This is a genomic window from Clostridium tarantellae (assembly GCF_009295725.1).
GTDB classification, from domain to species: Bacteria; Bacillota; Clostridia; order Clostridiales; family Clostridiaceae; genus Sarcina; species Sarcina tarantellae.
Map to the genome: position 1 here is coordinate 1 of NZ_WHJC01000480.1, position 1,580 is coordinate 1,580.

Sequence of the window (1,580 nt, forward strand, 5' to 3'; positions counted from 1 at the left end):
GGAAAATATAAGAGGTGAAATTATGAGAACGGAAAATAAAATATTAAAAATATCTGTATTAGGAGCATTATTTTTTGCACTTTTAGGAATTGCATGGGGATGAGCGGTAGATTCTGAAATGATTTTCTTTGATGGAATGTATTCTTTTGTAAGTTTAATTTTATCTGCTATTTCTTTATATATTAGTAGTTATATGAATAAAAAAGATAGCGAAGGAAAATTTCCTTTTGGTAAACATATATTAGAACCAGTGGTTGTAGCATTTAAATCATTAGTTATAGCAATTATGTGTATATATTCTTTAATAGGAGCAGTAGAAAATGTTATTTCAGGTGGAAATACTGTAGAGTATGGTGTAGCACTTATATATGCCGTTATATCTACTTTTGGTTGTGCTTTTATTTATAATTATATGAAAAATAATGGGAAAAGACTTTCTTCTGAATTAATACAAGCAGAAAGCAATCAATGGTTAATGGATACAATATTAAGTGCTGGAGTATTAATTGGATTTATATTGGCTACAATTTTAGCTAATACTTCTTTAGCATATATAAATAAATATATAGATCCATTAATGGTTATAATATCTTCAATAATTTTCTTAAGAGTACCAATAAAAACCTTTAGAGATAGTTTTAAAGAAATATTATCTTTAAAGGCTGATGATATAATTAATGAGGACATAAATACATTAGTTAAAGAGATAGAAAAAGAATATAATTTTGAAGAATCAATAACAAGAGTTTCAAAGATTGGAAGAGCTTTAAGAATAGAAATAGATTTTATTTATAATGATAAGACTCAATTAAATAATTTAGATGAAATGGATTATTTAAGAGAAAAATTATTTAAAGAAATGAATCATATAAAATATAAAAAATGGTTAAATATATCTTTTACTGGAGATAGAAAATGGGCTATATAGATTATGAAAAATCTTTCTTGTACAATTTAGCAAGAAAGATTTTTTAGTATATTTAAATATTATCTATACAAAGACATTCCAGTAAACCAAGCTATAGTAGGAACTAAAAAATAAAGAATTTTATTTAGTTTATTAAATGAAATAATTTGTTTTTTATATATTAAAATAGAAGTTAATATTGATATCGGTATACCTATAAAAACTAAAAATAAATTTAAAAACATAATAGATAATAGTATAAATATAAACCATAACATTATTGATGAAAAAAATATACCTTTAAAGTTCATTTTAATCCCCACTCCTTTAAAATACATTATTTAACATAATTTTACCATATAATATATAAATCAAATGGCGAAAAATGAAGAAAAAAATTAATTAATTTTACTTAAAATATGCCAATAAACTACAAAAATAGTTGGAAATAATAAAATACGTAAAAAATATTTTATTTTACACAAAATATGGTATTATTTAAACATATATGTTCAATTTTACATATTTTTTGAAAGTTAATAATAAAAATAAAGATAGTGTAAAGTTTAATATGAAAAAATAGGTTAGATATTATTTTGAAAATATTATTTTTAAAAACTATCAAAGATTATTTTTAGGTACAACAAAAAGACCTTCTATGAGAAGATTTTAA

At 21.5% G+C, this 1,580-nt stretch carries 2 protein-coding genes; one reads left to right on the forward strand and one right to left on the reverse strand.

Annotation, left to right across the window (positions count from 1 at the left end):
• The first annotated feature begins 118 nt into the window (after positions 1–118).
• The gene (locus GBZ86_RS15765; protein WP_152892232.1) at positions 119–928 is read left to right on the forward strand and encodes a cation diffusion facilitator family transporter; all 810 of its coding nucleotides are present in this window, start codon (positions 119–121) and stop codon (positions 926–928) included.
• 59 nt (positions 929–987) lie between these two features.
• On the opposite strand, the gene GBZ86_RS15770 is transcribed toward GBZ86_RS15765, so the two are convergent.
• Positions 988–1,218, reverse strand: coding sequence for a hypothetical protein (locus GBZ86_RS15770; protein WP_152892234.1), 231 nt, complete (start codon positions 1,216–1,218; stop codon positions 988–990).
• Positions 1,219–1,580: the final 362 nt, after the last annotated feature.

Excerpts from the sequence above, each read along its gene's own strand:
- GBZ86_RS15765 (WP_152892232.1), top strand. The coding sequence starts at position 119 with ATGATTTTCTTTGATGGAATGTATTCTTTTGTAAGTTTAATTTTATCT.
- GBZ86_RS15770 (WP_152892234.1), bottom strand. The coding sequence starts at position 1,218 with ATGAACTTTAAAGGTATATTTTTTTCATCAATAATGTTATGGTTTATA.